We start from the raw sequence: 24,269 nt of genomic DNA on the forward strand, positions 1-24,269 counted from the left end.
ATGGACTTCGCAATCGAAATAAAAAATTTAAAGAAAAGATTTAAAGATTTTGAAGCAGTAGGTGGAATCACGTTTGACGTCAGAAAAGGAGAAATATTTGGCTTATTAGGTCCCAACGGTGCAGGAAAAACTACTACCATAAGAATGATAACGACATTGATGCCACCTACTTCTGGCAAAATACTTGTTGCCGGTTTTGATGCAAAAAAATACAGTGCAACAATAAGAAGATACATTGGATATGTACCACAAGCTCTTTCTGCAGACTCCACCTTAACTGGATATGAAAATATGCTATTTGTAGCTAAGCTTTTAAGGCTTAACAAAAAAGAAAGGAAAGAAAGAATTGATTACATTCTTGACATTTTGAATTTGAATGATGCAAGAAACCGCTTAGTCAAGCAGTATTCAGGTGGAATGATAAGAAGATTGGAAATAGGCCAAGCCATAATACACAGACCTGAAGTCTTAATACTTGATGAACCGACAGTGGGACTTGATCCTGTAGCAAGGCAAAACGTTTGGAACGTAATAGATACTTTACGAAAAGAAACAGGTCTTACAATTTTAATTACTACCCATTACATGGAAGAAGCAGAAGCTATATGTGGAAGAATAGCAATAATGAACAGCGGCAAAATTGCTGCCTTAGGAACTCCTGGTGAATTAAAATCAAAAACCGGAAATCCAAATGCTACATTGGATGATGTATTTACATTTTTCACAGGAAATCAATTAGAGTCTGGAGGGAATTATCGTGAAACAAGTCAATTACGCAAAAGAATCCAAAGGTTCAGTTAAGATGAATTCTCCTATAAAAATAGTTTTAGACTATATTTTGAATTCTTTTACAATCGCAGAAATAGAGATACGAAAGCTGAAACATGATCCAACTGAATTACTTACAAGAGCAGTCCAACCAGTTTTATGGCTTCTTATCTTTGGTCAGGCATTTTCCAGGATACGAGCTATACCTACAGGAAATGTCAACTATCAGACATTTATGGCTCCAGGCATTTTAGCCCAATCAATGATGTTCATATCCATATTTTATGGTTTAAGCATAATTTGGGATAAAGATCAAGGAATACTTCAAAAGCTTATAGCAATGCCTGTTCCTCGAGCAGCTTTTGTCACAGGAAAAGCCTTTGGAGCAGGAGTCAGAGCAATAAGCCAAGTAATAATAATATTATTTTTAGCATTTTTGCTAAGACTTGACATAAAGTGGAGCATTTTAAACGTAGTTATGAGCATATTGACAATTGTTTTGGGTGCCGCATTTTTTTCTTCTTTGTCAATGGCTTTAGCAGCCATAGTAAAAAGCAGGGAAAGATTTATGGGAATAGGACAGGTTATAACGATGCCATTGTTTTTTGCCAGCAATGCAATCTATCCAATACAAATAATGCCACATTGGCTTCAAATAGTAGCGAGAATCAATCCTTTAAGTTACGTTGTTGAACTTTTGCGAGGATATCTAATAAATGGCAGTGTATCACAAGCAGGCTTTTCATGGATGATACTTATAGCTGCTACTGTCATAATTCAGATAATATCAGCAATTTTATATCCCCACATAGTAACATAAAACCGCTTTACATTTGATATACCATGGTAGAGTAGCAAATGCTACTCCATCATGCAGTATGTCGTGCAAAGCGGTTTAAATTTACCTATTTTTGAAAAATGTAGCTTTTACTATTTCCATAATTACTAAAGGCAATAATGACAGCATAATTACTACATCCCAATCGTATATGTTTATATTTTTTATGTCAAATACTGTATTTAAAGGAGTTAATATGACTACAAGTTGAAGGAATATGGAAACCAATAGTGCAAACACCATGTATTTATTTTTAAATAAGCCCACCTTAAAAACTGATTTAATTGATCTTGCATTCATCGCTTGTGAAAGCTGTGAAAAAGTCAAAACGGCAAATGCCATAGTTCTTGCATTAGTGAGGTTTTCTCTAAGTCCCAGCAAGAATGCTATAAAAGATACCAAACCTATCATGATGCCTTCGATTGGTATTCTGTACATAAGTCCATCTGAAAAGATGTTTTCATCTTTTGGCCTTGGTTTCTTAGACATTATATCTTTTTCAGCAGGTTCCATGCCTAAAGCAAGAGCAGGTAGGCTATCTGTTACTAAATTCACCCACAATATATGGATAGGTTTGAGAGGCATTGGCATACCAGCTAATGTAGCAACCAAGAGAACGAGTATTTCGCCAATATTGCATGATAAAAGGTAATGTATAGATTTTTTTATATTCTCGTAAATGGTCCTTCCTTCTTCTACAGCAGCCACAATAGTTGCAAAATTATCATCTGTAAGCACCATATCAGCAGAATCTTTTGCTACGTCTGTACCTGTAATACCCATTGCAGCACCTATATCAGCCTGCTTTAGAGCCGGAGCATCATTTACACCGTCGCCAGTCATAGCAACCACCGCATTGTTTTTCTGCCAAGCTTTTACTATCCTCATCTTATGCTCCGGAGAAACTCTTGCATACACTGATATGCTTTTTACCTTTTCGTAAAGCTCATCGTCTGTCATGGCTTCTAACTCTCTGCCATCTACAGACATATCATCTTTATCTAAAATGCCTAAATCTCTTGCAATAGCTACAGCAGTAATCTTATGATCACCTGTTATCATAACAGGTTTTATGCCAGCATTTTTGCATATTCTAACAGAATCTCTCACTTCATCTCTCGGCGGATCTATCATTCCTAAAAGTCCAACAAATACAAGATCCTTCTCCACATCAAGGCTTTCTAACCTATCTGGCACACTATCAATATCTTTAAAAGATATAGCCAAAACTCTTAAAGCATCTTTCCCCATATTCTCATTTTCAATTTTAATCTTTGCCTTATCGTCATCGCTCAATTCTAATATTTTGCCATCTTTTAATATGTATCTACACCTTTCGATGACACTGTCAAATGCTCCTTTTGTTATGACCTTATAATTTTTATCATTTGATTTGTGGATAGTAGTCATCATTTTTCGATCAGAATCAAATGGGATTTCGGCAACTCGCGGAAATTCTCTTTCTAATTCCGATTTTTTGGATACATATTTTTCATATGCTGATACTATAGCGACTTCAGTTGGATCTCCAAAGCTTTTACCCGATTCATCAATAAATGCATCTGTGCAAAGTACCCCCTGCTCCAAAATAAATCCTGCCTTGCTGTCATATCCTTTAGTTAAGTCTATCTCTTTAAAATCAACAAAAACTTTCACTACAGTCATCTTGTTTTGCGTCAAAGTACCTGTCTTATCAGAACATATCACGTTTGCACTGCCTAATGTCTCCACTGCAGGAAGTCTTCTCAATATAGCGTTCCTTTTTATCATCTTTTGCACGCCTAATGCCAAAGTGATAGTGACTATTGCTGGCAGTCCTTCAGGAATTGCAGCAACAGCAAGGCTTACAGATGTCATAAACATGTCAAATACCGGCCTTTTTTCCATAACACCTATCCCAAATATTATGCCACAAATGATAAGTGCTCCTATACCCAGATATTTCCCCAGTTGCTCTAACTTTATCTGTAGAGGCGTCATCGTCGTCTCATCATCGTCTAACATCTTCGCTATTTTTCCCATCTCTGTGCTCATACCTGTCTCAGTAACCACAAACGATCCTCTTCCATAAGTTACAACTGTACCTGTGTACACCATGTTGTGCCTATCGCCAATATTGAGATTTTTGTCTTTTAACTTGCCAGAAGTCTTTTCTGACGGAACAGATTCACCTGTAAGAGCTGACTCATCTATCTTCAAATTTGCAGACTCTATTATCCTTCCATCAGCAGGCACAAAATTTCCTGCTTCTAAAAAGACTACATCACCGGGGACAAGATACTGTGACTCGATCTCTATTACTTTCCCATCCCTTAATACACGGGACACTGGTGCAGATAATTTTTTAAGTGCTTCGAGAGACTTCTCAGCATTATTTTCTTGTATCATCCCTAAAAAAGCATTCAACAAGATTATGAATAAAATTATTACTGCATCTGTAATTTCACCCAAAAAAAATGAAACAATAGATGCAATTATCAAAATAATCACCATGAAATCTTTAAATTGGTCCAAAAACATAGACAAAATGGTTCGTTTTTTCTTTTCACTTAAAATGTTGGCACCATACTTTTCTAACCTCTCTTTAGCATCTTTTGATGAAAGCCCCTCCTCAGCATCCACATTTAATTCATTTAAAACCTCTTCTACATCATAAATCCAGCTTTCCTTCATCTTATTCCTCCTTGTTTCTTAATTTATGGTATAAATAAAGACCTTTATTTTGTATTATTCCACAAAATAAAGGTCTCACTCGCAAATTTGCTTAACCAGCCGGGTGTTTCTCACCGTACTGACGACTGATTAACGAAGAGTTACTCCCCTTTAGATTATTATAGCATATTTATTGGACAATATCACCATTTGTGCGATATTTTTTCGATTTCGTCGTACAATATAGCACGATTAGATCGTCGAGTTTACGGCTTAGGTCAAGAATCATCTCGTATTTTACTTCTTCTTGCTTTATCAAATCATCAAGTTCATCTCGTAAATTGCTAATCTGTTCTTCCAATGTAGATATCTTATTGTACATCATTAGTTCCCCTTTTCTAAAAATCGCATATACAATTTTATCATTAGGAACCAAAAAATTCAATAGGATAATGTAGAAATTTCATCTAATTTTTTCCACTAATTTTGACAACTTCTTGAATATATCTACTATATCTCGTCCATATTCTATCTCCCAATCTTCACATCCCTCGCTAACTGTCAAAATTTCGCCATTACTAATACATCTTAATATGTCATCATTTGAAATTTTTTGCCTAATTTTTTCCAACAAGTCTTTTAACGATGACGTTTCAATGTTTTCCATTTTAGCTCAACTCCTATAGAATATTCTAACTATAGTTATATATTCTATAAATGTTATTATTTTCCTGCATGCTTCTTAAATTTTTTTTTATATTTTGATATCAAGTTAACTGCTTTGTCTAACGCTAATCCCACTTTCTCAACTTTACCACTTCCTTGGCATATTTTTTGATTACCTCCACCGTTTCCTTCTATGACATCCAATATCTCTTTGAAAAATGAATTAATATCTATATCGACATCATCTGATCTTGATATGACAATATTACCACAGTCTGTAATCCCACCTAAAATACAAACAAACCCTTTTCCTTTGGTGATTATTTGAGACAAAACTCGCAGTTCTTTCATATCTCTATCATTAAAAATTTTTGTCACCAACTTAAAGTTTTTTAAATTTACTGATTCTGCGACTAATTTTTCAGCTTCATATTGAAGTATATTATCTTTTAGTTTAATTAATTCCTTTTTTAGCTCTTTATTTTCATCTAATATTTTATTGACTTTTTCTAATATCTCCTCTTCTTTTGCAGATAGCGATGTTATTAAACTGTTTATGTAATTATTCTTCTCAAGATAATCATTAAACGCCCTAAAGCCACAAACAAATTCGATCCTTAAACCCTTTTTCGTTCTTTCAAATTTTTTTATCTTTACAATTCCTATTTCACCTAAGCTTTTTACATGGGTACCACCACACGGTGAATAGTCAAAGTCTTTAATTTCCACTATTCTTATATTTTCGTCAACTTTAGGCTTTTTTCTTAAGGGTAATTTTTTCAAATCATCGTCTTTTACAAAGTACGAAGTAACAGGTAAATTTAAATATATAAGCCTATTTGTTTCAATCTCAACTTCTTTAAGGTTATCTTCGCTTAAGTTGCTATTGGTCAATGTAATATGTGAGCTATCATCTCCAATGCTAAAGCTATCTGTTTCTGCATTAAATAACTTATAAAATACTGCTGACAGAAGATGCTGACCGCTATGCTGTTGCATATTGTCAAATCTCTTTTCCCAATCTATCTCACAAATTACCAAATCATTTTTAGGAGGTGTCTTCAAAACATGGATGACCTTATCATCTCTTAAAAAGACATTTTCAACTTTTATGCCGTCAATAAATCCACTATCTGCTGGTTGTCCACCGCTTTCAGGATAAAAATACGTCTTATCAAGTATAACTTCACAATATTCATTAGTAACATTAATATCGATGACTTTTGCAGTAAAGGAGTTTTTATAACTGTCATGATAATACAACTTCTCCACCATATAACCTCCTTAAAGTTTAAGACGCATGGACTAGCCATGCGCCTTTTTAATATACCTTTGTTCCGTACAAAGTTCTCACATTTTTAAATTCCTCAATAATCTTTTTCGTAATCTCACCAGGTTTGCCGTTACCGATGACTCTTTTGTCAACTTCAGTTACAGGAATTGCTTCTGCGGCAGTGCCAGTCAAGAAACATTCATCTGCAGTATACACATTGAAAAGTGAAAAATACTTTTCTACAACTGGTATTCCAAGTTTATTTGCTATATCAATGACAGTAGCTCTTGTAATGCCCCCTAAGGCTCCAGCCGCAGATGGTGGTGTGTATAAAATACCGTCAGATACAATAAAAACATTGTCACCTGTACATTCCGCAACATAACCTTCTAAGTTTAATAAAAGAGCCTCTGGATATCCCGCTTTCACGGCTTCAATCTTTGCCAATATATTGTTAAGATAATTTAGAGATTTAATCTGTGGGTCTAATGTTTGAATGGAGTTGCGCCTAAACGTAGATGTGATAATTTTTAGCCCATTTTGGTACATCTCATCAGGATACAATGTAATCTTATCTGCAATGATAACTACTGTAGGCTTTGAACATTTATAAGGATCAAGCCCTAAATCGCCTTTCCCTCTTGAAACAACTAATCTTATGTATGCGTCTTTTAAGTTGTTTCTCCTTACAGTTTCTAAGACTTTATCGGCCATTTCTTCTTTAGAATATGGTACATCTAAAAGAAGTGCCTTAGCCATGTTGTAAAGTCTCTTTAAATGATCATCCAATTTGAAAACAACACCATCATACGCCCTTATCCCTTCAAAAACACCATCTCCATAAAGAAATCCATGGTCAAAAACCGAAACGGCCGCTTTTTCACTGTCTACAAACTCACCATTAAGAAAAACTACAGGCATTATGACTCCTCCTAATCTATCTAAAATATATTATTGTAGATTATACCACTTTGAAATTTTTAAGTCAATTAAACAAAAAGCCCCGAGAGGGACTTTTCGTTAATCTTATTCAGCCTTAATAGCTCCTGTCGGGCATACTGGTTCACATGCACCACAATCTATACATGTATCAGCATCCACTTCGTATTTTCCTGTGCCTTCGTGAATAGCATCTACAGGGCATTCTGCAGCGCAAGCACCACAGCTTATGCATTCATCTGTAATAATATGTGCCATTGTCATATCCCCCCTTTTATGTATACAGTATATAACTTCAAAGGATATTATATAGCATTTATATTAATATGTAAACACTTAAGGCAAGTTGATTTTTTTATAAAATTTTTTAACACCCTCTTGTCAAAAATAAAAACCCATGCTATAATAAGTTCTGTCAGTTGATGCCGAATGGTGTAACGGTAGCACCGGTGACTCTGGATCATCTAGTCTAGGTTCGAATCCTAGTTCGGCAGCCAATATTTGGCCTTATCGTCTAGTGGCCTAGGACATCGCCCTCTCACGGCGAAGACAGGGGTTCGACTCCCCTTAAGGCTACTTCTAAAAGTATCGCTTTAAAAAGCGGTGCTTTTTTTATGTTTAAAGTTATAATTTTAGATAAAAAACACCATTTATTGCATTTAACTATATACAACGCAATAAATGGTGTTTTACAGTTAAAAATTACTTTTCACTCAAAAATTTGTTTATAGATGCTGCGGCTTTTTTGCCGGCCCCCATCGCAAGTATAACCGTTGCTGCACCTGTGACAGCATCGCCACCTGCAAAAACTCCTTTACGACTTGTCTCCAATGTTTCTTCGTTGACTATTATTCCGCCCCATTTTTGCTTATCAAGCCCTTCTGTTGTGGATGTTATAAGTGGATTTGGACTTTGTCCTATTGCTACAATAACCGTATCTACATCTATTATGTGTTCAGAACCTTTTTCTTCTACAGGTCTTCTCCTTCCTGACTCGTCTACTTCACCTAAAACCATCTTCACACATTCGATTCCTTTTACATTGCCACTTTCATCACCAATTATTCTTACAGGGTTAGTCAATAACTTAAATATGATTCCTTCTTCTTTGGCGTGGTGTATTTCCTCAAGCCTTGCAGGCATTTCTTCTTCAGATCTTCTATATACGATGTACACTTCTTCTGCTCCCATGCGCTTTGCGGATCTTGCCGCATCCATTGCTACATTTCCACCGCCAATAACGGCAACCTTTTTACCTACTTTTACTGGGGTTGGACTATTAGGAAAGTCATAAGCCTTCATCAAATTAATCCTAGTTAAAAATTCATTTGCTGAGTAAACTCCATTTAAGTTCTCTCCAGGTATACCCATAAATTTAGGCAATCCTGCACCTGTCCCTATAAACACTGCCTCATATCCCATATCAAATAAATCGTCTATTGTAAGTATTTTGCCTATAACCATGTTTATCTCAATTTTCACTCCTAATTTTTTCAACGAATCAATTTCCTTTTGCACTATTTCTTTTGGAAGCCTAAACTCAGGAATACCATACATTAAAACTCCACCGGGTGTATGAAATGCTTCAAAGATGGTTGTGTCATATCCCATTTTAGCAAGATCACCTGCACACGATAATCCAGCAGGTCCAGATCCTATAACAGCAACCTTTTTGCCGTTTGTTGCTGTTTTCTCTATTTTGTCTTCTTTGCTTTTCATGTGCCAATCTGCTGCAAATCTTTCGAGTCTGCCGATGGCTACAGGCTCTCCTTTTTTACCTCTTGTACATACTGATTCACACTGGCTTTCCTGTGGACATACTCTTCCACATATTGCAGGTAAATTATTTGTCTCTTTTATCTTTTGATATGCTCCTTCAAAGTCCCTATTTGCTATCAGTTTGATAAACTCAGGTATTTTTACGTGAACAGGACAGCCTTCTACACATGGCTGATTCTTGCATTGAATACATCTTTCGGCTTCTTCTACAGCCATGTTTTCTTCATACCCTAATGCAACTTCTTTGAAGTTTTTGTTTCGTACATTTGGTTCCTGTTCGGGCATTTGTACTTTTTTTAGCGACATATTAGCCATTTAAGATGCCTCCTAACTTGCATTCATGCTCATATTTTTCTAATACTTTTTTCTCCATATCTTTATACATATTCTGTCTTCTCATCGCCTCATCGAAGTCTACTTTAAGACCGTCAAACGCCGGACCATCGACACAGGCAAATTTTGTCTCTCCTCCAACTGTAACTCTACAACCACCACACATTCCAGTTCCGTCTACCATTATTGGGTTCATGCTGACCATAGTAGGTATGTTGTATTCTTTAGTTATATTGCATACCATCTTCATCATTATCAGTGGTCCTATCGCAATTACTTCATCGTATTTGTTGCCTTTTTCTATTAATTCTTTTAATACATCTGTCACAAAGCCTTTGCGTCCTTTCGTACCATCGTCTGTCGTTATATAAAGGTTTTCACTAACTTTTTTCATTTCGTCTTCTAATATCACGTATTCCGCACTTCTGCCACCTATTATGCTATCTACTGATACTTTCATCTCATTTAGCATTTTTACTTTTGGATACAATGGCGCAACTCCAACACCACCGCCGATTGCCAATACTCTTTTAGTATCTTTTGAAAATTCAACAGGTTTTCCCAAAGGTCCTACAAAGTCATGTAATCTATCTCCAACGTTTAACGTACCTAATTTCTTAGTGCTCATACCGACTTCCTGAAATATTATAGTGATAGTTCCTTTCTCACCATCGTAATCTGCTATAGTCAAAGGGATGCGTTCACCCTTTTCATCTACTCTCACTATGACAAACTGTCCAGGTTTTGCCTTTCTTGCCATAAGAGGAGCATTTATAACCATCATTTTGACAGTAGGATTCAATTGTTTCTTCTCCAAAATTTCGTTCATTGTTTTCACACCTCCAAAGTTTAGTAATAAATTATGTCTGGCTTTATACCAGACATAATTTTTCACTTAATGATATATTATATATTTATATAACTAATGTCAAATATTTTTACATTAAAAACAACAAATTGTCTAATCATTTAACAAAATCGTAATAAATTTAACAAAACAAGACAATTTTTTATCAAAGTTAAAGAGATTCTAAATAAATCTTTTCAATGACAGATTCAGTAGCCTCAACAGGTGCAATAGATAACAATCCATCCAGGGAAGGAGTTGTTTTAGCAAGTTTCACAAGATTAGGAATATCATCTTTCGTAAACCCAAAATCAGATAACTTTTGAGTGCACCCTACATTAAAAAGCCATTCCTGAACTTTTTCTGCAACATACTCCGCCTCAGCAGGCAGTCCTTTTAAACCAGGAACTATAGGACTATATACATCAGCCAATACTTCTGCTGTAGCTGGATAAATAGCTTTTATAACTGCTGGCAATATTGCTCCAAGTCCTAACCCGTGAGCTATTTCAGGTTTTACAGCACTTAAAGGATGTTCTAAAGCGTGAGTAAGATGTAAAAGGCCATTGTCAAAAGATATACCAGCTAATGCAGAAGCATACAGAAGATAATATCTTGCTACAAGATTTAATGGATCATTTACAGCAGCAGGAAGGTAACGAACAATCAATCTTACTGTTTCCTTAGCCGTAAGAATGCTATATGGAGATGCAACAAGCGTTGTAGCTGCTTCAGTAATATGATTTAAAGCATCAACGGTAACTGCTATCGTCTGCTTTTTGTCAAGCTTTGTCATAAGCGAAGGATCGTCTATAGCATACATAGGGTATAAGCAATCATAAGCTATAGCTGGCTTATAATTTTTCTCTAGTATAGTAGCTACTGCAAATCTATCTACTTCCGTTCCTGTACCATGTGTAAGATTTATAGCTATTATAGGGACAGCCTTATCAGGTATAAATTTCTGCTCGTAAAGTTCTCTTGCATTTTTATCAGTATACTTTAAAAGTACAGCTACGCTTTTGGCAGTATCTATCGGACTACCACCACCAATTCCAATTACAGCTTTTGCTCCAGATTCACGTCCGATTTTTGCTGCTTCATCAATCATATCAACTGTAGGATTTGGACCAACTTTGTCGTAAAGCGAATATTTTAAATCAAGCTCCTCCAATACAGGTTTTACAACATCCCAAGCACCGCTAGTCTTATACGATCCTTTGCCTGTTATAAAAATAACATTATTAATGCCATTAATTTTTAGATTTTCTAATATATCCTTTATCTTATGTATACTGCCAGCACCAAAATAAATCGTATTTTTGCAGCGAAGTTCAAAAATCTTGTTAGGATTAATCTTTGTTTCCCACATTTTTATAACCTCCTATTAGTTAAATTTATAACAAATTTCATATTATATTATAGTCCCTTTCCATCGAATAGTCAAATTCAGTCCTGCAATAAAATTTTCTCTAACAAAAATTAATATAAAAAGACGCATATTACATTAAAAAGAGAAACCACTACAGATTAACAATTTATCTATGAAATTGTTAATCACATTAACGGTTTCTCTTCATCTCCAACCTAAAAATTTATATTTACTTATCAACATCTATATTACAAGAAAATTGTTATGTCCATATTAAGTACACGTTACGTTTATGTTAATTTCTTAAAATATCTTCTACAAGTTCAACGTCAAAACCTGCGTCTATGTAACCTTGCTTTATGATATTATAATACCTTTTGCTTGGTTTTCCTATATCATACCCCGAATTCATTATATATGTCATCGCTTTTATTGATTTGCCTTCGCAAATTGCTTCTACAAATTCTTTTCTATAAAGATCCGGATAATCTTCATATTTATCCAAAGCATCTTCATCTTTCTTTCCTATTTCCCACAAAAGAGACGGAACAAAACTGCCATTTGATTGTTCAATTGTGGCATAAGCAAAACCGTCTTTACCTTTGAATACCAGTTTCCAATTTTCGATTATGGCAGGGCCAATTAATTGTGCATTTGGGCATCTTTTCATCATTTCTGTAAAATTCATATTGCTGCCATATGCCAAATAAAGCTTTCCCATAGGTTCATCTCCTAATTAAATTTACCATAAAAATTATATTTAAACAAAAGTAAGAGAACAGAATATCCTCTTACTTTTGTTTAATGCTTTCAATATACTTTATGGCTTTTTCTATCCTTTCAACAGTCTTTTCTTTGCCCAATAGTTCCATTATATCAAATAAACCTGGTCCAAACGTTCTGCCAGATATAGCAAGTCTTGTCGGGTGAAACAAATCACCACTTTTTATGTTCAGCCTTTCTATCAAATCCCGGTAGGCATTTTCAGTTTCAATCAAATTAAAATCATCTACTGCCTTGAGTGCTTTGATGGCTTCTCTAAGTATGTTTTCGACTCCATCTTTTTCAAAATACTTTTTAACGCCTTTTTCATCGTATAAAAAGTCATCTTTGAAGTAGTATGACATGGCATCAGCTATTTCGCTTAAAGTCTTTTCCCTTTCTCTTACAGCACTTACAATCTTTCTTATATAATCATAATCGTATTCATCACCTATTAATCCCTTGCTAATCAAAAACGGTATGACTTCTTTTGTCAACCTATCTATATCACAATCTCTTATGTAAATGCCATTTAGCCAAGTAAGCTTTTTTGTATCATATATAGCTGGATTTTTAGATACCCTATCTAAAGTAAATTCTCTTACACTTTTTTCTGTTGTAAACACTTCTTCACCATCTGACGGAACCCATCCTAAAAGTGTGATATAGTTTATGATTGCCTCAGGCAAGTATCCTAAATCTCTAAACTCCTGCACAGACGTAGCCCCATGCCTTTTGCTGAGTTTACTTCTGTCAGGCGCCAATATCATCGAAACGTGTGCAAATTCTGGTTTTTCAAATCCTAATGCTTCGTATATGAGAATTTGCTTAGGAGTATTTGATAAGTGCTCCTCTCCTCTTATTATATGGCTTATCTCCATATCATAATCATCTATTACCGTTGCAAAATTGTATGTAGGCATATTATCCGACTTCATTATGATAAAATCATCAAACGTTGAATTGTCAAACTCAACATCTCCTCTGATTATATCGTGCACTACCGTTTTTCCTTCCTTTGGCACTTTCAGACGTACGACGTATTTTTTGCCTTCATCCATGTACTTTTTTACTTCGTCAGGCGATAAATTCCTACATTTGCCTGTATACATAGGTGGTTTTCCAGCCTTTTGCGCTTCGCTTCTCATTATATCAAGCTCTTCTTTTGTACAAAAACAATAATAAGCTTTGCCTTGTCTTACCAGTTCATCAGCATACTTTTTATACAGCTCAAGTCTTTTTGACTGGTATAAAGGCCCTTCATCCCAATCGATGCCAAGCCACTTAAGTCCGTCTAATATGGCCTTCATCGAGTCACCAGTTGAACGCTCTAAATCTGTATCATCAACTCTTAAAATTAACTTTCCATTGTTGTGCCTTGCAAAAAGCCAATTAAATAACGCTGTTCTGGCACCGCCAATATGTAAATTGCCTGTTGGGCTTGGTGCAAACCTAACTCTAACATCTTTCATATAAACATCCCTTTCCAGCTGTCTATTGGATTTAAAACTAATTTAGATTATACTTTAATATATAATATTTTTCAACAATTGCACATAATATATGGTTACACGACATTAATATTTTAAGGAGGCGCAAAATGAAGGATATAATCATAAATTTGTTAAAAGAACGTGGAGTAGATATTGAAGACATGGCTAAACTTGTATTAGAGCTTCAAAAAAAGTATTACGATCTAACTATGGATGAGGCAATAGAAAGCTTAAATGCAGTTTTAGACAAAAGAGAAGTTCAAAATGCCGTATTGACAGGCATAACCCTTGACAAACTTGCAGAGAAAAACATGTTAGAAGAACCACTTCTATCAATTCTTAAAAGAGATGAACCACTATATGGGATTGACGAAATCTTAGCCTTAAGCATTACAAACATCTACGGATCAATTGGGCTTACTAACTATGGTTACTTAGATAAAGTAAAACTCGGCATAATAGGAACATTAAATGAACATAAAGACGAAAGGTGCAATACATTTATAGATGATTTGGTCGCCGCAATAGTTGCTGCGGCATGTTCTAGAATAGCTCACTCCATCAAAAGCGGAAAATAGATTAAAAAGGGGCTTACTAAAAATGCCCCTTCATTTTACTTTTTCAAAAAGTTCTCTTGGTATATGGCAATAACCATTTGGATTTTTCTTAAGGTACTTCTGGTGATATTCCTCAGCATCGTAAAAATTTTTAAGCGGTTCAATTTCAGTCACGATCGGCTTTTCATACTTTTTCTGCTCTTCCTCCTTAGATCTTAATATCACATTAAGATCGCCATCATCTATGTAGTAAATCCCCGTACGATACTGCGTACCTATGTCATTGCCTTGCCTATTTTTAAGTGTAGGATCTACGATCTTCCAATAGCTTCTCAGTAAATCTTCTAACGATATAATACTCTCATCGTATTTTATATAACAGGCCTCAGCAAAACCTGTCGTATTTGTGCACACTTCTTCGTATGTTGGGTTTTCCTTGTTTCCATTTGCATATCCAACTTTCGTCTCAATTACCCCGTCTATGGTGTCAAAGTAGGCTTGGACACCCCAAAAACATCCACCTGCTAAAACTATTTCTTTCATAGCTACTCCTCCTCATAAGAATCTAATATAAGTCTAACACACTAAATAGCCAAAGAAAAATATTTTTATTTTATTCTTGACAATGTAAACTTCACTTCACCCGCATTTGTCTCAACACTCACTAATTTATATTGTTTTAATGGACTTTCAAAATCCAAAACAGTATTGTAGTTTTTTATAATATTGTTTAAGTCTTCTCCCGTTATCTCCACACCTTTTACATTAATTGACGTAACGTTGAAATCAATTTTTCCATCATTCACCTTAAAATTTCCATATAAAGTATAATTATCCCCATCAGATAAAGTAAATCCGCTATCATCGAATATGATCTTTACATTTTTCAATACATCATTATAATTGTCAATCATATTGCTTATTGATTCATCGCTAAATGATGCTGATACCGAATCAATTTGAATATCGAAGTTATCAGGCTGAAGGCTGTTCCAAGGCAGTTTTGAAATATTATTTAGCAAAAAATCAAGAGATGGTATGCCACTTTCCACCGATGCACTTATGTCTAATATTCTTTGGTAATCGTTAATTTGCTTTTTAATATTATCAAGCATTGCACTTTTTTCGCTTTCTAATTTATTTAAAGTCAAAATCGCATTTTTTTGTTCTTCTATTTTTTTCCTCAATTCATCTCTCTGATGGCTTAATACCTCTTCTTCAGTTTTTTTATTTTTTAAGAGGTAATTTATGTGATCTAATTTGCTGTAAAAGTAATTAGTAATTATATCTATGTATATCAATCTGTGCAAAAGCTCTGATGCGTTGTTTGACATCAGTAAAAGAGATAATATGGTGTTTGTACCATTCATGTACAAAAACCTAAACCAACTTTTTATATTATTTCTCTCGTTCACGATTTCTCTGCTTATGCTTGATATCTCTTTTTCCATTGAATCGATATGTTTTGTTGTATCTGTGATTTCAGAATTGAGTTTTTCCAATAAATTTGATGCTCTTACTTTTTCCATATCTAAATTAAATAGCTCAATTATGATTTTTTGTTCCTCAATCTGTGCATTTTTTAAATCTGATGCAGGGTCAGAATAAGTCGTCTTAATATTTGAAAACAGCAATAGAAATATCAAAAGTATTGACACGTATTTCTTCATAATTTCTCCCCATCATGTTCTATATGGAACAAATTTACATTTCAATTAACTGTTATCTTATCTTTTATTTGTTCAAAAAGCTTTGGCCCAATCCTTGAAACATTCATGATGTCCTCTATTCTTTGAAAATTGCCATGTTGCTCTCTAAAATCTATTATGCGCTGTGCAGTGACTTCGCCAATTCCCGGCAGTGTATCAAGCTCTTCTTTTGTAGCCGTATTGATATTTATCTTGCCATTTGGTGCATTAGAACTGCTGAATTTATCATTGGAAACATCATTTTCTCCTATTTTCGGCACTTTTATCATCTGCTCATCTTTTAACTTTTCAGCTAAATTTATATCTGAAAGATCTGCATCATCCAACGGCCCTCCTGCCAGTTTTATAGCATCATCGATTCTGTCACCTTCTTTCATAGTATATACCCCAGGCGATTTAACAAGACCAGTTACATACACTTTTATTTCTTTGGACTTTTCATTTTCTATTGGTTCACCTGTATTGGAATTGTTTATTAAATTCTTATCGCTTTTAATGTTGACAATATCATCATTCTTTTGAGTTTTGCTTCTTTCAAAGACAAAATACCCCGTTAATAATGAAGCTATTATCAATAAAACAATAATTCCATATTGTTGACTTTTGGTTAATTTAAACATACTCCACCTCTTTCGATTTTGCTATATAAATATTTCTACATTTTTATATAAATTCCTTTTTAAATTTCATATTTTTTTGATATACTAAAATTATAAGCGTATATGGAGGCAAAAGCATGAAAAAAATAGTTTCTATTATTACGGTTATTATATTTTTGATTAATTTTATACCAAAAGTATATGGAATGGAAAATCCACCGCAAATTGTAGGGCCTACAGCGGTACTGATGGATTTCACTACTGGTCAAGTCCTTTACGACAAAAATATGAATCAAAGAATGTATCCTGCCAGCACGACAAAAATTTTAACAGCGATTATCGCCATTGAAAAAGGGAAATTAAATGATGTAGTAACTGTAAATGATGATGTCAAAAATATTGATGGAAATTCTATCTACCTTGTACCGGGAGAAAAACTTACATTAGAGCAATTGCTTTATGCTATGCTTTTAGAGTCTGCTAATGATGCTGCAATTGCAGTAGCTGACCATATTGGTGGCAGCATACAAGGATTTGCAAATTTGATGAATGAGAAGGCAAAAGAAATTGGTGCTAAAGACAGCCATTTTGTCAATCCAAATGGATTGCCAAATACTGAGCACTACTCGACACCATATGATATGGCTTTGATAGCAAGGTATGCAATGAGAAATGCTACATTTAGAAAAATCGTAAGCACTATACATTATCAGATACCACCTACTAACAAATTTGATAAGCCAAGAGATCTCTGGATTAGCAATAGATTAATAAAACCCACAAGCTTTCATTACGACGGGGCAGATGGGGTAAAAACGGGTTACACTATTGCCGCTAATCAAGTTTTTGTAGGATCTGCTACAAGAAATGGCCACAGATTGATATCTGTAATCATGGGTGATGAAGGTACAAACATATGGACAGATACGATAAAATTGTTAAACTATGGTTTTAATAATTTTGATCTTGTAAATCCTTTAGAGCAGAATTCAATCGTAACATACGTAGATATTGGAAAGGTAAAGTTTAAGTTACCCCTTATTGCAAAAGACTCATTCTACTATGTAGTGCCAAAAGGACAAGAAAACAGTATTAAGTCATCTATTTCGGTCGATAAAAATATAAATGCACCTGTAAAGAAAGGCACTACGTTAGGCTCGATCAATTTCACTTTCAATGGTAAATACATTGGAAGTGTACCGCTTATAGCGGATGAGTCGGTTTATAAAAATTACTTAGGAACATACTACAATGGAACTAAAACCACTGTAATGAAAGATTATAGCACAATCAGATCCTACGTTGAACTTTTTCTGGGGTTATTCATAGTGATGATATCAATTCTGCTGTGGCTAAGAAAAAGGGCAAAAAATAAATTTATCTTCATAAAATAAAAAGGGTGAACAACCCTTTTTTATCTATAAAACAACTTTGCAATCGATGGCTTTTTTATGCTTACTGCTTTATGAGGACACAGCTCTTGACAGCAAAAACACCTAATACACGCTTTAAGGTCGACAATTGGCTTGCTTTCAACCATTTTTAACGCTTTAGGAGGGCAATTGGTTACACATATTCCACAGCTTTTACATGCATCATGATCAAAGACTGGATATGGTTTAACATGTCTATCTAAATATCTAACCAAAAATTTTGGAATCTTTTCAGTCACGCTAAAACCTCTTAATGTAGGTATATCAAAATCATCTATTTTTATATCTTCTATATTCATACCTGCGATTTTTATATCTTCCATATGACCCAAACCACGTCTTTGAGCCATAAAAACTGTTGGCACATCTTGATGCTTCAAACCGATAATTGACGTAGCTACTGTATCAAGGGCAAAAACATCATCCGATGAAATAATTAATCCAACTTTTTTTGGACGTCCAGCAGACGGACCATTTCCTTCCATTGCAACTACAGCATCCATTATCGTCAATACTGGCTTTAAAATTGTATTTATGTCGATCAACATATCTGCAAAGTCTTTCACATCCGGCATTGAAAGGTGATAACCAGCTTTTACAAGCCCTGGTATAGCACCAAACTGATTCTTTACAGCTCCCGTATAAACTGTCAAACCATGTGTCTTCAATTTTGGCATTGACACAATAGCATCACATTCCATAAGTGCTTTCATGAATGTAGCTTGTTTGATAATCTTTCCATCCGGTATTTTTACTTCTACTTCTTCTGTGTCATAATTTAATTCAGCACCAGTTCTTGCTGCAACATCTGCCATGCCTGTCGATTCATAAATCGACTTTAAAGCTCTATAAGAAAAAGGCCCTGCTGGACTATCACCTATGATAGGTATAGCTCCAATTGCTTTAATAGCATTTGCAACTGCTTCAACTATTGAAGGATGTGTCGTTACAGCATCATCAGGTCTATTTTTCTTTAAAAGATTTGCCTTAAGAAAGACTCTCTGTCCTTTTTTTATGTATTTCTCAAGTCCACCAAGATTTTTAAAAGAATTTTCCAATGCAACCTTTACATCATTTTGGGAATAAGAAGAACAATTTTCAATAGATACGGTATACAAGATATACGCCACCTTTAAAAATATATTTTAGACCAAAATATTAAAGGAATGCAGCTTATGCACATTCCTATAATCAATTTTAATATTTGCCAAGGTCATCCCCTACTCTTATTTCATCAAGGTAATTGTATATGGTATATCTGGATACGCACAGTATTTTTGCAACATAGTCTATCGCACCTCTTATTAAGAAAGTGCCTTTAGCATCTAACATTTTCACCATATTGACTTTTTCCTCTTTAGACATAAAGTTGACAGGTTTCCCGTAATTCTCTATTGTAGTGTTTACAATGTTCTCTAAAACTTCGTTTACGCTTCCTCCATAAGGCTCAGCAGGAGCTTCTTCCCCATCGCTTATCTCACAGAGATCTTCTAACGTGTTCTTAACCATTATATATTCTGAAATGTCAATATTTATGCACAAACATCCTATCGGTCTTCCAGCATCATCTTTAATGTATACAATGGTAGATTTTAGAATCTTTCCATCTCTTCCTTTAGTTTTGAAATTGACTTCGTTGTCAGTTTTATTTGCCTTAAGCGATTTTAGAATAGCTTCTGGTATAGGGTTTCCAATCTCTCTGCCTGTAATATGTCCATTTCCAACAGCAATTGCAGAACTTTGCAAATTTGAAAAATCATAAAGAACGACTTCACAATTCTTGCCAAACGTTTTGGCGATGCTATCTACAACTGGTATAAAATTTTTTAATAGTGGATGTACTTTTATAGGCACTTATATCCCCCCCTAAAACTTCAAATATAAATTAAACTAATTTAAAGATTAAATAATTTATTGAATACAAGATTACAAAAAAACCTCCCTGCCTTCTCTGCAGGCCACGGAGGTTTATATTAAATTCATTATACTAATCTGATAAAGCATTGTCAAGAGCTATTTCTTTGGCATCACCCCAAAGCCTTTCCAACGAGTAAAAGCTTCTTTCATCTTTAGTAAAAATATGAACTACAATACTGCCGTAATCCATCAATATCCACGTAGCCGAATTGTAACCTTCTATGTGATTTACATATACGCCATCTTCAGCAAGCTTTTCTGAAATTTCATCACATAGAGATTTTACATGAGTTGTAGACGTGCCACTGGCAATCACAAAATAATCGGCAACCGTAGTAAGCTCTCCTACATATAGTCCTTTAATATCAAGTGCTTTTTTATCATCAAGTATCTTTAAAATTTTTAATGTTATATCGGTGCTCTTCTTATCCAATGTTGTACCTCCAAACATAAAATTTTATCAAATATATTTTGTCTTTATTATCATATCGTTGCGAGCAATTACTGTTTTCTGATATAAAAGCTGTCCTTTATCGATCACATATTTTATTGTTTCGTCTAATGCCATGATCACTGCTTCATCAAGGTTTTTATATGCCGCCTCTCTCAAGTCTTCTACTCCATCAAAATTTCTGTTTGGCTCTATATAATCAGCTAAAAATATTATCTTATCCAAAAGCGTCATATCTCTATCTCCGGTAGTATGAAGCATTATGGCACGTTTTATTTCATCGTCATGTATGCCAAAGTAGTCTTCTATCATATATCCTCCAACAGGTCCGTGAAGCAAATATGGCGATTTTTCTAAGATATCATCTATTTGAATTCCGTACTTATTTGCTAAGGCAACAAGCTCGTCTTCTCTAAGGTTTTTTGCGCAGTCATGAAGTAATCCGGCAATTTTTGCCTTTTCAACATCTGCACCGTATCTTACAGCCAATTTTTCAGACGTCTCCATAACACCTAATGAATGATTAAATCTCTCACCACTTAATAATTTTTTCAATTTATCAGCAAAAAATTCAAAGTCCACAATATCAACCTCTCTTATAAAGTCCAGCTTTTTCAATGTATCTTTCTACAGACTCTGGCAACAAATACTTGATTGGTCTGCCTTCAAATACCCTATTGCGTATGTCTGTGGATGATATGGCTAATGACGGCACAGTTACCTGAAATATTTCTTTATCGTATATTCTCTTGATATATTCGATCTTTTCGCTTATGCTATCACCTGCATAACCTGGCCTTGTGGCAGCAACAAAATTGCACATCTTTAAAAGCTCTTCGGCGTTTTTCCATGTTAAAATCTCTAGTATAGCATCAGCACCTGTTATGAAAAATATCTGTGTTTCTTCTCCGTATATATTTTTAAATTCTTTTAGCGTATCAATAGTATATGTGTATCCTTCCCTATCTATCTCAATAGCAGATACTTCAAAATATGGATTTGTAACGGTAGCAAGAATCGTCATCAAATACCTTATTTTTTTATCAGTAATGTTTCTCTTGACTTTATGTGGCGGATTGCCTGACGGGACAAATATAACTTTGTCCAAATTAAATTGATCTCTGACAGCCTCCGCTGTAACAAGGTGGCCGAAATGTATTGGATCAAAAGTACCACCCATAATGCCAATCCTTTGTAATTTATTAGTCATCTAAATATCCTCCACTTGAAATTCAAAAACAATTTTCATACGTAAATTATACAATAATAAACTTTTAGAGACAATATTGGATAAACAGCATATCTTTTATTCATAATACTCGAATACAAAATCCCTAACATTTATCGCATCTCCATCTTTAAATCCTTTTTCTTTAAGCATATCTATCACACCTGACTTTTTTAATATCATTTCAAAATATCTAAGTGAATTTTCATCTTGAAGATTTACTCTTTTCAACAATCTATCTATTTTCGTTCCACTTAAATAGTAAACGCCATCTTTTATTTCAATTTCAACAGTTTCATCTTCCTTTGGCATATTGTAGATAATGACGTCTTCTGTATTTTCCTCAACATCTACCTTAAACTTGTCAAGCATCTCTATCGTCTTATCAAGAAGTCCGTCAATACCATCACCTGTCATAGCAGATATTTTAAAGACATCATATCCAAGATTTTTCATCTTTGCAATGAGATCATCTAAATTAATCGATGACGGATCAACTGCATCTATTTTATTTAAAACAGCAATTTGCGGAATTTCTTTTAATCTGTCACTGTACAAATACATTTCATCATTTATTTTCTTAAAATCGTCTATAGGATCCGACATCGGATCTGATACATCCACAATGTGCAATATCAACTTTGTCCTCTCAATATGCTTTAAAAAGTCATATCCAAGACCTTCACCTTTATGGGCGCCTTCAATAAGTCCTGGTATATCAGCCATGACAAAAGACTTTCCTTTATGGTATACGACACCTAAATTGGGATATAAGGTTGTAAATGGGTAATTTGCTATTTTAGGCCTTGCATTTGTACATGACGCAAGCAATGTTGACTTACCAGCATTAGGAAATCCAACAAGACCTACATCTGCTAATAACTTTAGCTCTAATCTCACATAAAGCTCTTTGCCTTCCTCGCCGCTTTCTGCAAATCTTGGAGTTTTTAAAGTTGCTGAAGCAAATTTTGCATTTCCTCTTCCGCCTCTGCCACCCCTCAAAACTATAGCTTTTTGCCCAGATTTTGCAAGATCTGCTATCAACTCATTGGTGTCATCCCTTATTATTTGAGTTCCAGCAGGAACTTTAATAATAAGATCATCACCATCTTTGCCGTATTTGTTATTTCCGCTGCCATTTTCACCACTTTCTGCAACGTACTTTCTTTTGTATTTAAAGTCCATCAAAGTAGAAATATTAGGATCGGTAATAAATATCACATCACCACCTTTTCCTCCATCACCACCGTCAGGACCACCATACGCTACGTATTTTTCTCTCCTAAATGATATAACACCATTTCCACCATTTCCCGACTTTATATAAATTTTCGCACTGTCTATAAACACATCATCACCCACTTTAAATTTATTTCTCTTCTATCTTATTTTTAATAAAATTCATGATACTATCCATATCGCTATTAAATACATTGCGCTCATTGTTGCACTCATCAATGATTTTTTGAATGTAGTCATAAATCTTATCAGACTTACCAAGCTGTGCATATCCTAGCAAAACTTGCAGGTCATTTATGTACTCATGCCTTTTTAAATTTATGTATTTTATCAACAATTCATCTTCACATTTAGACACCAATATCAGCTCCTTAAGCTAAATATTCGATTTACCTATATTATACCATACATTCCATTATAAAAAAGAAAATCCCGGCTTATGCCAGGACTTCTTTCCTTTTCTCATATACGCTTACCTGTTTTTTGTCTTTGCCTTTTCTCTCAAATGTTACATATCCGTCAATTAATGCAAACAGAGTGTCATCTTTTCCTCTGCCCACATTAGCACCTGGATGAATCTTTGTACCTCTTTGCCTTACAAGAATGTTTCCTGCTAAGACAAACTGTCCATCAGCTCTTTTTACGCCAAGCCTTTTTGCCTCGCTATCACGTCCATTACGGGTACTTCCCATACCTTTTTTATGAGCAAATAATTGCAGTTTCATCCATCACACCTCCTATCAAAGACCTTTACATACGCTGGATAGTCCTTTTCAATGTCTTTAAGCCCCAGCACCATCGTATCTACAATAGCACAAGACTTTATGGCATCTTCACCAACACCGTAATTTTCTATTTCAACGTACATATAGCCATCTCTTACTTTCTTCTTTAAAGAAGTTGTGTCAATTGATTCCAATCCAAGGACAGCCGTCTGTGCCACTGCCGTAACACCGGCACATACTATATCCCTATCATAGACATCATAACCAGCATGTCCTTTAATTTCAAATTTTTTTACTTTATCATCATTTCTATATATGCTGACTTTAATCATTTTTACATGATCTTCTCAATCTGAACTTTTGTATATGGTTGACGATGACCATGTTTCTTTCTTTCATTCTTCTTCGGCTTGTACTTAAAGACGATAATCTTCTTACCTTTACCATGTTCAAGAACTTTCGCTTCTACTTTAACATCTTTAACGTATGGCTTCCCAAAATCAACAGTTCCATCATCTTTTGCTACAGCCAATACCTTATCAAAGGAATATACGCTGCCAGCTTCACAATCAAGCTTCTCAATATTGAGTATATCGCCTTCTTGAACCCTGTACTGTTTGCCACCAGTCTCTATAATTGCGTACATTAGGGCACCTCCTCTTTACCAGTCTCGCCGGAAACCAAGGTAC

28 protein-coding genes and 2 tRNA genes are annotated in these 24,269 nt (G+C 34.7%); 6 read left to right on the forward strand and 24 right to left on the reverse strand.

Features of this window, described 5'->3' with window-relative positions; all coding sequences use genetic code 11:
* On the forward strand, positions 1–801 hold the full coding sequence (locus HNR52_RS01135) for an ABC transporter ATP-binding protein (RefSeq protein WP_435619452.1): 801 nt from the start codon (positions 1–3) through the stop codon (positions 799–801).
* Entirely contained in the window at positions 758–1,588 is an 831-nt protein-coding gene (locus HNR52_RS01140; protein ID WP_435619453.1) for an ABC transporter permease, read from the forward strand. The genes HNR52_RS01135 and HNR52_RS01140 overlap by 44 nt, the downstream gene beginning before the upstream one ends.
* An 81-nt stretch (positions 1,589–1,669) precedes the next feature.
* Here HNR52_RS01140 and HNR52_RS01145 read toward each other — a convergent pair whose 3' ends face one another.
* The 6 genes from HNR52_RS01145 to fdxA form a co-directional block, all read right to left on the reverse strand.
* The gene (locus HNR52_RS01145; RefSeq protein ID WP_435619454.1) at positions 1,670–4,279 is read right to left on the reverse strand and encodes a calcium-translocating P-type ATPase, SERCA-type; all 2,610 of its coding nucleotides are present in this window, start codon (positions 4,277–4,279) and stop codon (positions 1,670–1,672) included.
* Positions 4,280–4,448: 169 nt separating this feature from the next.
* Positions 4,449–4,640, reverse strand: a complete 192-nt coding sequence (locus HNR52_RS01150) for an aspartyl-phosphate phosphatase Spo0E family protein (RefSeq protein WP_230197568.1) — start codon at positions 4,638–4,640, stop codon at positions 4,449–4,451.
* An 81-nt stretch (positions 4,641–4,721) separates the two neighbouring features.
* Positions 4,722–4,925, reverse strand: coding sequence for a hypothetical protein (locus tag HNR52_RS01155; protein ID WP_435619455.1), 204 nt, complete (start codon positions 4,923–4,925; stop codon positions 4,722–4,724).
* Between the two features lie 56 nt (positions 4,926–4,981).
* A complete protein-coding gene (locus HNR52_RS01160; protein WP_435619456.1) occupies positions 4,982–6,199 on the reverse strand; it encodes an alanyl-tRNA editing protein in 1,218 nt (405 codons plus the stop codon).
* 46 nt (positions 6,200–6,245) lie between these two features.
* Entirely contained in the window at positions 6,246–7,118 is an 873-nt protein-coding gene (gene ilvE / locus HNR52_RS01165) for a branched-chain-amino-acid transaminase (protein ID WP_013788305.1), read from the reverse strand.
* Positions 7,119–7,223: 105 nt separating this feature from the next.
* On the reverse strand, positions 7,224–7,394 hold the full coding sequence (gene fdxA, locus HNR52_RS01170) for a 4Fe-4S ferredoxin (RefSeq protein ID WP_013788306.1): 171 nt from the start codon (positions 7,392–7,394) through the stop codon (positions 7,224–7,226).
* A 165-nt stretch (positions 7,395–7,559) separates the two neighbouring features.
* Between fdxA and HNR52_RS01175 the strand changes: the two genes are divergently transcribed.
* Positions 7,560–7,633: transfer RNA gene (locus HNR52_RS01175), tRNA-Gln, on the forward strand.
* Between the two features lie 6 nt (positions 7,634–7,639).
* Positions 7,640–7,712 (forward strand) — tRNA-Glu (locus HNR52_RS01180).
* 126 nt (positions 7,713–7,838) lie between these two features.
* Here the strand turns inward: HNR52_RS01180 and gltA are convergent.
* From gltA to gltX, 5 genes are all read right to left on the reverse strand, one after another.
* Complete coding sequence (gltA, locus tag HNR52_RS01185) at positions 7,839–9,221, reverse strand: NADPH-dependent glutamate synthase (RefSeq protein WP_435619473.1); 1,383 nt, start codon at positions 9,219–9,221, stop codon at positions 7,839–7,841.
* Between the two features lies 1 nt (position 9,222).
* The gene (locus tag HNR52_RS01190; protein ID WP_435619457.1) at positions 9,223–10,077 is read right to left on the reverse strand and encodes a sulfide/dihydroorotate dehydrogenase-like FAD/NAD-binding protein; all 855 of its coding nucleotides are present in this window, start codon (positions 10,075–10,077) and stop codon (positions 9,223–9,225) included.
* 190 nt (positions 10,078–10,267) lie between these two features.
* Positions 10,268–11,467, reverse strand: coding sequence for an iron-containing alcohol dehydrogenase (locus HNR52_RS01195; RefSeq protein WP_013788312.1), 1,200 nt, complete (start codon positions 11,465–11,467; stop codon positions 10,268–10,270).
* 295 nt (positions 11,468–11,762) lie between these two features.
* Positions 11,763–12,188, reverse strand: coding sequence for a gamma-glutamylcyclotransferase family protein (locus HNR52_RS01200; protein WP_013788313.1), 426 nt, complete (start codon positions 12,186–12,188; stop codon positions 11,763–11,765).
* 70 nt (positions 12,189–12,258) lie between these two features.
* Positions 12,259–13,701, reverse strand: coding sequence for a glutamate--tRNA ligase (gltX, locus tag HNR52_RS01205; RefSeq protein ID WP_435619458.1), 1,443 nt, complete (start codon positions 13,699–13,701; stop codon positions 12,259–12,261).
* Between the two features lie 128 nt (positions 13,702–13,829).
* On the opposite strand from gltX, the gene HNR52_RS01210 reads away from it, so the two are divergent.
* The gene (locus HNR52_RS01210) at positions 13,830–14,300 is read left to right on the forward strand and encodes a phosphatidylglycerophosphatase A family protein (protein WP_435619459.1); all 471 of its coding nucleotides are present in this window, start codon (positions 13,830–13,832) and stop codon (positions 14,298–14,300) included.
* A gap of 30 nt (positions 14,301–14,330) precedes the next feature.
* On the opposite strand, the gene msrA is transcribed toward HNR52_RS01210, so the two are convergent.
* The 3 genes from msrA to HNR52_RS01225 form a co-directional block, all read right to left on the reverse strand.
* The gene (gene msrA / locus HNR52_RS01215; protein ID WP_013788316.1) at positions 14,331–14,822 is read right to left on the reverse strand and encodes a peptide-methionine (S)-S-oxide reductase MsrA; all 492 of its coding nucleotides are present in this window, start codon (positions 14,820–14,822) and stop codon (positions 14,331–14,333) included.
* Positions 14,823–14,887: 65 nt separating this feature from the next.
* Positions 14,888–15,949: a coiled-coil domain-containing protein gene (locus HNR52_RS01220; RefSeq protein ID WP_435619460.1), complete on the reverse strand. Its 1,062-nt coding sequence runs from the start codon at positions 15,947–15,949 to the stop codon at positions 14,888–14,890.
* Between the two features lie 41 nt (positions 15,950–15,990).
* A complete protein-coding gene (locus tag HNR52_RS01225; RefSeq protein ID WP_013788318.1) occupies positions 15,991–16,608 on the reverse strand; it encodes a helix-hairpin-helix domain-containing protein in 618 nt (205 codons plus the stop codon).
* A 116-nt stretch (positions 16,609–16,724) separates the two neighbouring features.
* Between HNR52_RS01225 and HNR52_RS01230 the strand changes: the two genes are divergently transcribed.
* On the forward strand, positions 16,725–17,981 hold the full coding sequence (locus HNR52_RS01230) for a D-alanyl-D-alanine carboxypeptidase family protein (RefSeq protein ID WP_435619461.1): 1,257 nt from the start codon (positions 16,725–16,727) through the stop codon (positions 17,979–17,981).
* Between the two features lie 20 nt (positions 17,982–18,001).
* Here the strand turns inward: HNR52_RS01230 and HNR52_RS01235 are convergent, their stop codons facing one another.
* From HNR52_RS01235 to rplU, 10 genes are all read right to left on the reverse strand, one after another.
* Positions 18,002–19,138: a DUF362 domain-containing protein gene (locus tag HNR52_RS01235; protein WP_013788320.1), complete on the reverse strand. Its 1,137-nt coding sequence runs from the start codon at positions 19,136–19,138 to the stop codon at positions 18,002–18,004.
* Positions 19,139–19,217: 79 nt separating this feature from the next.
* Positions 19,218–19,868, reverse strand: a complete 651-nt coding sequence (locus HNR52_RS01240; protein ID WP_435619474.1) for a helix-turn-helix transcriptional regulator — start codon at positions 19,866–19,868, stop codon at positions 19,218–19,220.
* Between the two features lie 139 nt (positions 19,869–20,007).
* Positions 20,008–20,370 carry a ribosome silencing factor gene (gene rsfS / locus HNR52_RS01245; RefSeq protein WP_013788322.1) on the reverse strand — a complete coding sequence of 121 codons (363 nt, stop codon included), beginning with the start codon at positions 20,368–20,370 and terminating at the stop codon, positions 20,008–20,010.
* Between the two features lie 27 nt (positions 20,371–20,397).
* Positions 20,398–20,970, reverse strand: coding sequence for a bis(5'-nucleosyl)-tetraphosphatase (symmetrical) YqeK (yqeK, locus tag HNR52_RS01250; RefSeq protein ID WP_013788323.1), 573 nt, complete (start codon positions 20,968–20,970; stop codon positions 20,398–20,400).
* Between the two features lie 4 nt (positions 20,971–20,974).
* Positions 20,975–21,598, reverse strand: a complete 624-nt coding sequence (gene nadD, locus HNR52_RS01255; RefSeq protein WP_435619462.1) for a nicotinate-nucleotide adenylyltransferase — start codon at positions 21,596–21,598, stop codon at positions 20,975–20,977.
* 96 nt (positions 21,599–21,694) lie between these two features.
* Entirely contained in the window at positions 21,695–22,966 is a 1,272-nt protein-coding gene (gene obgE / locus HNR52_RS01260; protein WP_435619475.1) for a GTPase ObgE, read from the reverse strand.
* A 19-nt stretch (positions 22,967–22,985) separates the two neighbouring features.
* Complete coding sequence (locus tag HNR52_RS01265) at positions 22,986–23,213, reverse strand: Spo0B domain-containing protein (RefSeq protein ID WP_013788326.1); 228 nt, start codon at positions 23,211–23,213, stop codon at positions 22,986–22,988.
* A gap of 79 nt (positions 23,214–23,292) precedes the next feature.
* Positions 23,293–23,580 (reverse strand): 50S ribosomal protein L27, encoded by a 288-nt coding sequence (rpmA, locus tag HNR52_RS01270; protein WP_013788327.1) that lies wholly within the window; start codon positions 23,578–23,580, stop codon positions 23,293–23,295.
* Complete coding sequence (locus HNR52_RS01275; protein ID WP_013788328.1) at positions 23,577–23,912, reverse strand: ribosomal-processing cysteine protease Prp; 336 nt, start codon at positions 23,910–23,912, stop codon at positions 23,577–23,579. Before HNR52_RS01275 ends, rpmA begins: the two co-directional genes overlap by 4 nt.
* A gap of 2 nt (positions 23,913–23,914) precedes the next feature.
* Positions 23,915–24,226, reverse strand: coding sequence for a 50S ribosomal protein L21 (gene rplU / locus HNR52_RS01280; RefSeq protein WP_013788329.1), 312 nt, complete (start codon positions 24,224–24,226; stop codon positions 23,915–23,917).
* Positions 24,227–24,269: the final 43 nt, after the last annotated feature.

It is taken from the genome of Thermoanaerobacterium thermosulfurigenes, assembly GCF_051201035.1.
In the GTDB taxonomy this organism is placed as follows: Bacteria; Bacillota; Thermoanaerobacteria; order Thermoanaerobacterales; family Thermoanaerobacteraceae; genus Thermoanaerobacterium; species Thermoanaerobacterium thermosulfurigenes.

What these genes read in the sequence shown, in the direction of transcription:
- HNR52_RS01135 (WP_435619452.1), top strand. Translation starts at nt 1, where the DNA reads ATGGACTTCGCAATCGAAATAAAAAATTTAAAGAAAAGATTTAAAGAT.
- HNR52_RS01145 (WP_435619454.1), bottom strand. Translation starts at nt 4,279, where the DNA reads ATGAAGGAAAGCTGGATTTATGATGTAGAAGAGGTTTTAAATGAATTA.
- HNR52_RS01150 (WP_230197568.1), bottom strand. Translation starts at nt 4,640, where the DNA reads ATGTACAATAAGATATCTACATTGGAAGAACAGATTAGCAATTTACGA.
- HNR52_RS01155 (WP_435619455.1), bottom strand. Translation starts at nt 4,925, where the DNA reads ATGGAAAACATTGAAACGTCATCGTTAAAAGACTTGTTGGAAAAAATT.
- HNR52_RS01160 (WP_435619456.1), bottom strand. Translation starts at nt 6,199, where the DNA reads ATGGTGGAGAAGTTGTATTATCATGACAGTTATAAAAACTCCTTTACT.
- ilvE (WP_013788305.1), bottom strand. Translation starts at nt 7,118, where the DNA reads ATGCCTGTAGTTTTTCTTAATGGTGAGTTTGTAGACAGTGAAAAAGCG.
- fdxA (WP_013788306.1), bottom strand. Translation starts at nt 7,394, where the DNA reads ATGGCACATATTATTACAGATGAATGCATAAGCTGTGGTGCTTGCGCT.
- gltA (WP_435619473.1), bottom strand. Translation starts at nt 9,221, where the DNA reads ATGTCGCTAAAAAAAGTACAAATGCCCGAACAGGAACCAAATGTACGA.
- HNR52_RS01190 (WP_435619457.1), bottom strand. Translation starts at nt 10,077, where the DNA reads ATGAACGAAATTTTGGAGAAGAAACAATTGAATCCTACTGTCAAAATG.
- HNR52_RS01195 (WP_013788312.1), bottom strand. Translation starts at nt 11,467, where the DNA reads ATGTGGGAAACAAAGATTAATCCTAACAAGATTTTTGAACTTCGCTGC.
- HNR52_RS01200 (WP_013788313.1), bottom strand. Translation starts at nt 12,188, where the DNA reads ATGGGAAAGCTTTATTTGGCATATGGCAGCAATATGAATTTTACAGAA.
- gltX (WP_435619458.1), bottom strand. Translation starts at nt 13,701, where the DNA reads ATGAAAGATGTTAGAGTTAGGTTTGCACCAAGCCCAACAGGCAATTTA.
- HNR52_RS01210 (WP_435619459.1), top strand. Translation starts at nt 13,830, where the DNA reads ATGAAGGATATAATCATAAATTTGTTAAAAGAACGTGGAGTAGATATT.
- msrA (WP_013788316.1), bottom strand. Translation starts at nt 14,822, where the DNA reads ATGAAAGAAATAGTTTTAGCAGGTGGATGTTTTTGGGGTGTCCAAGCC.
- HNR52_RS01220 (WP_435619460.1), bottom strand. Translation starts at nt 15,949, where the DNA reads ATGAAGAAATACGTGTCAATACTTTTGATATTTCTATTGCTGTTTTCA.
- HNR52_RS01225 (WP_013788318.1), bottom strand. Translation starts at nt 16,608, where the DNA reads ATGTTTAAATTAACCAAAAGTCAACAATATGGAATTATTGTTTTATTG.
- HNR52_RS01230 (WP_435619461.1), top strand. Translation starts at nt 16,725, where the DNA reads ATGAAAAAAATAGTTTCTATTATTACGGTTATTATATTTTTGATTAAT.
- nadD (WP_435619462.1), bottom strand. Translation starts at nt 21,598, where the DNA reads ATGACTAATAAATTACAAAGGATTGGCATTATGGGTGGTACTTTTGAT.
- rpmA (WP_013788327.1), bottom strand. Translation starts at nt 23,580, where the DNA reads ATGAAACTGCAATTATTTGCTCATAAAAAAGGTATGGGAAGTACCCGT.
- HNR52_RS01275 (WP_013788328.1), bottom strand. Translation starts at nt 23,912, where the DNA reads ATGATTAAAGTCAGCATATATAGAAATGATGATAAAGTAAAAAAATTT.
- rplU (WP_013788329.1), bottom strand. Translation starts at nt 24,226, where the DNA reads ATGTACGCAATTATAGAGACTGGTGGCAAACAGTACAGGGTTCAAGAA.